The 6,715-nt window shown below is 70.2% G+C and carries 5 protein-coding genes; 2 read left to right on the forward strand and 3 right to left on the reverse strand.

Annotated features, from left to right (window positions below; genetic code table 11):
* Positions 1-258 precede the first annotated feature (258 nt).
* Positions 259-1,614 carry a M64 family metallopeptidase gene (locus tag AB0I10_RS18905; RefSeq protein WP_363153614.1) on the forward strand — a complete coding sequence of 452 codons (1,356 nt, stop codon included), beginning with the start codon at positions 259-261 and terminating at the stop codon, positions 1,612-1,614.
* Positions 1,615-1,983: 369 nt separating this feature from the next.
* On the opposite strand, the gene AB0I10_RS18910 is transcribed toward AB0I10_RS18905, so the two are convergent.
* The 3 genes from AB0I10_RS18910 to AB0I10_RS18920 form a co-directional block, all read right to left on the reverse strand.
* A complete protein-coding gene (locus AB0I10_RS18910; protein WP_363153615.1) occupies positions 1,984-3,267 on the reverse strand; it encodes a HAMP domain-containing sensor histidine kinase in 1,284 nt (427 codons plus the stop codon).
* Entirely contained in the window at positions 3,264-3,923 is a 660-nt protein-coding gene (locus AB0I10_RS18915) for a hypothetical protein (RefSeq protein WP_363153616.1), read from the reverse strand. Before AB0I10_RS18915 ends, AB0I10_RS18910 begins: the two co-directional genes overlap by 4 nt.
* A gap of 356 nt (positions 3,924-4,279) precedes the next feature.
* On the reverse strand, positions 4,280-5,269 hold the full coding sequence (locus tag AB0I10_RS18920; protein WP_363153617.1) for a LysR family transcriptional regulator: 990 nt from the start codon (positions 5,267-5,269) through the stop codon (positions 4,280-4,282).
* Positions 5,270-5,405: 136 nt separating this feature from the next.
* On the opposite strand from AB0I10_RS18920, the gene AB0I10_RS18925 reads away from it, so the two are divergent.
* Positions 5,406-6,590 (forward strand): M6 family metalloprotease domain-containing protein, encoded by a 1,185-nt coding sequence (locus tag AB0I10_RS18925; protein ID WP_363153618.1) that lies wholly within the window; start codon positions 5,406-5,408, stop codon positions 6,588-6,590.
* Positions 6,591-6,715: the final 125 nt, after the last annotated feature.

A 6,715-nucleotide genomic window follows, 5' to 3' on the forward strand; every position in this document is an offset into this window, starting at 1 on the left:
ACGACCGCTTTCCCCACCTGCTGGTTGCAGGCAAAACCGGCCTGGAACTTGTGATGACTGACGCCGGTCACCGGCCGGCGAGACCCGTTTTCGCCAACGCTCCGTCAACAAACCGGCACCCGCCGTTGTGAATTCACCTTCCCAGAAGGCTACTTGGGCGACACCCGTTGCCTGGCGTCTCCGAAACCTCTACGTTGATCCGGCCTGAATCCGACTCGACTCGCCGCTTATGCCGCGGGCTTCGGAAGGAAACCCCCCATGCGCAAACACACCTCCATACGAACCTCCTCCATCGGCACCTTCAGACGAATCTCCCTCGGTACGGCCATATCCGCCGCCATATCCGCAGCGGCGCTGTTCACCACCACGGCGGCCACCGCGGCCACGCCCCACGTCGCCGCCCCGGCCCCGCCCCAGCACAACCAACACACGCAGCACGTCGAGTACTTCACCGGAGCCGGCACCCACCCCCGGCACACCACGGTCCCGGCGTCAAAGCCGCTCTCCCCATCCGAAAGGGCCTCGATCGCCTCCGACGGCGACGTCACACCGGTGGTCCAGAACGGTCCTGTCGGCACCAAGCTCGACGTCGTTTTCGTCGGCGACGGCTACACCGCCGCCCAGCAGGAGGACTTCCACGACGACGTCCGCACCAAGTGGGCCAAGATCACCGCGGTCGAGCCGTACGCCTCCTACACCGACCTCTTCAACGTCTGGGCGGTCGACGCCGTCTCCAACGAGTCGGGTGTCTCCGGCGACCCGTCGAAGGACGTGGTCCGCGATACCGCCCTCGACTCCGCCTTCTTCTGCGACGGCATCGAGCGACTGCTCTGCGTCGACACCGGAAAGGTCGAGTCGTATGCCTCCAAGGCACCGGCCGCCGACCTCGTCGTAGTCCTCTCCAACTCCACGAAGTACGGAGGCGCGGGCTACAACGACGTCTCCTCGCAGGTCGGTTACGACGGCATCGCCACCGCTTCCTCCGACAACGACCAGTCCGACCAGATCGCGGTCCATGAGGCCGGCCATTCGCTCGGCAAGCTCGCCGACGAGTACGACTATGGCAAGGACGGCACCTACTCCGGCCCCGAGCCCACCGAGGTCAACCTCACCAAGCTCTCCGCCGACGAGATGACGGCCCAGCAGCAGAAGTGGTACCGCTGGATCGGTCAGCAGTCACCGGACGGTGGCACGGTCGGCGCCTACGAGGGTGGCGGCTACTACCAGTTCGGCCTCAACCGCCCCACCGAAAACTCGATCATGCGGACCCTCGGCCGGGACTTCAACCTCCCCGGCCGCGAGGCAATGATCGCGGGCTTCTACCGCTACGCGAGTGTCCTGAGCAGCCCGGTCACCACCGACCACGCCGTGACCCGCGGAGACCGCATCCGAGTCACAGCGCCCCCCTCCGCGCAAGTGAGGTGGTATGTGGACGGCCGTGAGAGCAAGGCCTCGCGCGGCAGGACAACAGCCGTACCCCGCACTCTCGGCGTCCCCGCCGACGGCCGCACCCACACGGTCACAGCCAAAGCCACCGACCGCACGGACGCGGTCCGCGACCCGGCCTGGCGAAAGCTGCTCTCCGGATCGCTGAGCTGGCGGGTCACCCCCTAGGCAGTTGGGCAGTCTTTCCGGAGCATCGTGCCCCAGAGGATGAGCCGTCCGAGAAAATCGCTGCCGGTTGGGCGGTGGCGGCGGTGCGGCTCGCGAGGGTCGACGGGGCGCCGCCTGGACGAGAGGGGTCGACGCCGTAGCCGGGAGCCCGGCGACGGCGTCGACCCCGCTGCCTCACGGGTGGGCTCACCGTGGCAAGCCAGTTGCGACCTCATCCGCGGTGGTGTTCGGCCCGATCGACCCGTCGTGCGCACTCGCCCTGTCGACGAGGGCTTGGAGGGCGTCCAGGTTGCCGATGACTTGGGCACGCGGGAACCGAGGACGACAAGGTCCCGACGGGCGGTCATGGAGGCTATGCCATGTGCCGGTTCACAGCTCGGTCGGGAGGCGGAGCGTGGCGACGGCTCCGCCGTCGGGGGCATTGGAGAAGTCCAGGGTGACGTCGAGGACGTGCGCTTGGCCGACGGCGATCGTCAGGCCCAGGCCGTGTCCGGTCTTCTTGCCACCACTGTTGCCCGACTGGCTTCTAAAACGTTGCGGGCCCTGGTCCAGGAGGTAAGTGGGGTACCCGTCGCCGTGGTCCCGTACGGTGATGACCGGGCCGTCGACGGTCACGACCACCGGCGGACGGCCGTGCTTGTGGGCGTTGGCGACGAGGTTGCCCAGCACCCGCTCAAGCCTGCGCCGGTCGGTCTCCACGCGAGCGTCCCGTACGACGTGGACCTCGGTCGTCGTTCCCGCGGCCCGCACCGCGCGCTCGGCCAGCGGCCCCAGCTGGTGGACGTCCAGGTCCGCCTGCTCGACCTGTGCGTCGAGCCGGGAGATCTCCAGCAGGTCCTCGGTCAGCCGGCGCATGGTCCGGATGCGGTCGCACACCATGTCGGTCGGTCGGCCGGGCGGCAACAGCTCGGCCGCGGCGTGGAGTCCGGCGAGCGGGGTGCGCAGCTCGTGGGAGACGTCGGCGGTGAAACGCTGTTCGCTGTGGAGTTTGGCCTGCAGAGTGGCGGCCATCGCGTCGAGTGCGGTCGCCACGGCGGCGGCCTCGTCCTGGGCGTGGCCGGGACGCTCGGTGCGGGGGTCGTTCACCCGGGCGTCGAGATCGCCGGTGCTGATGCGCCGGGCCACTTGGGCGGTGCGGTGCAGGCGGCGGGTGACTCGGGAGACGGCGACCAGGCCGACGACGAGGGTGACGCCGATCGCGGCGGCCGAGGAGCCGATGATGGCCTGGTCCAGCCCTCGGAGGGCAGCGGCCTGGCCGCTGTAGTCCAGGTGCACGGCCAGCACCTTGCCCCCGTCGGCGGGCGCGGTGGCCCACATCATGGGCCTGCCGTCGTGGTCGGCGAGCTCGGTGCCGCGCTGTTGGTGCTGCACGGCCATCTCGCGGAGCGGAGCGGGGAGGTCCGGCGGGTTCACCGCGGCGTTGCGGTCGAGGGGTTCCCCGGCGACGTAGGTGGTCACCGCCCTGTCCAGTTCGTCCAGGGCCGCGCTCCGGGCCCGGGCCTCGGTCTGCCTGCCGACCAGCACGTGCACGAGTATGCCGAGCAGCGCCGCGAGCAGGCAGCACATGACGGTGATGAAGACGGCGGACTTCCCGTAGAGCGTCGCCGTCCAGGCGGGCAGGCGCAGCGGCGGCCGCTGCCGTCGGGTGCTCACCGCGTACGCTCCGGCGGCGGGGAGGCGGAGGACGCCGTCCGCCAGTCGAACTCCGTCGCCCGGACCTCCATGATCTGGTGCTTCGCGTCCCATGAGTGCACCGTGCGGATCTCGTACCCGGGCAAGTCCGTGGGCTCCCGCATGATCAGTTCACTGTTCGCCACCTCCACCGCCGTCGGAGTCCCGCCGGTGTCCAGGATCCGGTTCACCACTCCGTCCCTGAGCATGTAGGCCCACACGGCCAGGAGGTGCTCCTCGCCCTCGACACCGACGATCAGCTCGTTCTTCCCGTCGCCCGTCAGATCGTGGTACTCCGCGGCGCGTACGGGGCAGGACTCCGGCTCGGCGGCGCACTGGGCGATCTTGTTCTCGGTGCGCTCATCAAAGGCCGGCGCGTCGCGGCGGGCGTCCGCGGCGATCTGTGCCTGGACGACGGAGAGTGCGGACAGCTTGCGGATATCCCCGGACGGCACCCGGGGCAGCGCGGGGAGGGGCATCGGCCCGGCCTCGCCTCCGCTGTCCGGTGAGGGCGGCGGCGCGGGCGGGCGGTCGGGCCACAGCTGTGCCGGAGCGGAGGCGACACGGGTGTGACCGGCGCTCTTGGGGACCCCGGTCCCCGCGCACCCGCCCAGCAGTGCCGCCGTGCTCACCGTCACGACCGCCAGGGCCGTCGCCCGTACTGGACCAGTGGCAGGCAGGGAACGGAGGAGCGGCACGGTCATTCCAGACAGCGGGAGGCGGCGGAACGTACAGGATACCGATCCTGTTCGCTGTCCCGCGTTGCGGCAACCCGACGGTGGTGTGACGATGGCCCATCCATGTGACGGAGGCGGGGGTGGGAGCCCTCCCGCCGGACGGCTCCCACTCCGGGCGCGTCAGCCGCGCAGCTGATGAGCGGGAGTTGGTGCCCGCGCAGGCCGGGGCACCTGGGAGGCGGCAGTCCGACAGGCCGTCGGCGCCGGCGTTCGTCCGGGGCGGGTCAAGGAAGTGACAGGCCACCTTCCGGGACGCGTCAGGTGCCCCGATCTGCGTCAGTGGCGCCCCGGGTCGGCTCCGCACCCGGGTTCAGCTCCCGCCAGCGCGCGTACACGGGGCTGTCGGCGCATGCGGCCAGATAGCCGTCGGCGACTCGGCGCAGGATCCCGGCGCCGTACGGCGCGAGAGGGCTGTCGTGGTGCCAGGCCAGAATGTGCCGGTACCACAAGGGGTTTTCGACCAGCGGGCGGACCACGACGCCGGGTACCTCGATGAACGTGGCCTGGCAGAGGCTGACTGCCAGGCCCGCCCGCACGATCTCGATCAGCTGCCGCCCCTCTGCCTCGTAAGGGGCGAACGGAGCGCGGTCCCTCAGGGCGCAGACGGAGGCCCAGTATTCGCGGGTCCGGTCGCCGTCCGGCCGGGGGACCGCCCAGTCTTCGTCCAGGAGCTCATGCAGCGGGACCTCGTCCCGTGCGGCGAGCGGGTGGGACGCCGGCAGCAGGGCGAAGACCGGCTCGGTGGCGATCGTGTGGAGCACCACGCCCGCACGCTGCGGCAGCTCCTGGTCGGGGTGGTCGCCGAGTACCGCCGCTTCCAGCCGGCCCGCGGCGAGGTCGTCGAGCAGAGCGCCGGAGGAGTACTGGCAGCGGCAGGTCAGGTCGGATCCGGGCAGCAACGCCTTTACGGCCAGGAGGAGATGGCCGAGGAGCGGGGCGCCGACCGAGCCGACGCGGATCCGGTCCGCGGCCGTCATGCGGCGCGCGGCGCGGGCCGTGTCGGTGAGCAGCCCGTCGATGCCCGGCAGGATGGCGCGGGCCCGTCCGATGACCAGCTCGCCGAAGGGCGTGGGGACGGTGCCCGCCTGTCGTCGGTCGAACAGGGACCCGCCCAGCGCTGCCTCGATACGGCGCAGTTGGGCGCTGAGTCCAGGTTGTGTCATACGGAGTGAGGCGGCGGCGCGGGTGAGGCTTCCTGCGTCGGCGATCGCGCACACCACCCGCAGATGCCGTATCTCCAAGTCCATGGCGCGGATGTTATGGACCGGCGACAGCTTTCGGACAGGGGCGTGCGTCCGCAGTCTTATGTGAAATGTCACACGTCATTCATGGAGAGGCAGTGATCACGTGAAACGGCCACATCTCTTGCCGGGCACACCCCTCGTGCCGAGCACACGGTCGGCGCTTCTGCCGCTGCTGCTCGCCGCCCTGCTCCCGCTGCTGCTTGTCGGCGCCCCACCCGCCCGTGCCGGAACAGCCGCGGACAGCGCGTCCGCCTGCGCGTTGCCCGGCGCCACCGGCTGGACGGACGAAGGACACGACACGGACTTCTCCGTGTTCAAGCGCCCGGCGGGAACCATCAAGGTCGCCATGGTCTTTGTGGACTTCCCGGATGCCCCCGCGACCGAGTCCCCGGCTGACGACGCCGCGCAGATCACGCCCGGCGCGGACTGGCTGCGGAAAGCCTCGTACGGCAAGGCAAGGCTCGACATCACCCAGCACCAGCGCTGGGTGCGGATGCCGCACAACTCCACCGACTACGGATACGAGCGTGGTCTCTCGCACGAGGAGCACGAGGCGTACGTCAAGGACGCGGTTACGGCGGCCGACCCGGATGTGGACTTCTCGCAGTACGACATGGTCCATGTCGTGGCGACGAAGAACGCGTCGGCGATCTCCTTCACTCCCACCTATGTGTACGAACCGGGAACGGCGGGAGTCGTCGCCGACGGCAGTCGGATCAAGTGGGCGGTGACCTTCGGCCAGGACATGTGGCACTGGGGGAAGAAACTGGTGGCCCACGAGACCGCCCACACCTTCGGGCTGCCCGACCTGTACGCCTTCGACGCGGGCGACGACGCCCACCGCTTCGTGGGCGGATGGGACGTGATGGGCCTGATCGGAGGGGCCGGGTCGCAGTACTTCGCCTGGCACTCCTGGAAGCTCGGCTGGACCGGTGACAGCCAGGTCGTGTGCCGTGCCGCGGAGGGCAGCGACACCGTGCGTCTCACCGCTGTCGAGTACCGGTCCGGCACCAAGATGGCGGTCATACGCACCGGTCCCAGGACCGCGTACGTCGTCGAATCGCGACGGGCCGTCCGGGCGGACAGCGGCGTCTGTTCGACCGGTGCGCTGGTCTACAAGGTCGACTCCTCCGTGAAGACCGGTGAAGGGCCGATCCGCGTCGTGGACGCCAAGCCGACCGCCACGCCGCCGTCGGGCTGCCGCCAACTGGATGACGCCCCGTTCCGAGCCGGTGAGTCATTCACCGACTCCGCGGCCGGCGTCCGGATCGAGGTGTTGAGCGCCGGCAGGTACGGCGAGACCGTACGGATCACCAAGTCGTAGCGACACGCCCATGGTTGTGGGGCGGCGCCCCCCCCGGGGGGCGGGGGGCGCCCCAGCGCAAACACCCGGGGGGGGGGTTGAACCCCCCCCCCGCCCCCGAGCGGTAGAGAAACCAGAAGGACACA

The sequence above is a fragment of the Streptomyces sp. NPDC050636 genome (assembly GCF_040654775.1).
Taxonomy (GTDB): Bacteria; Actinomycetota; Actinomycetes; order Streptomycetales; family Streptomycetaceae; genus Streptomyces.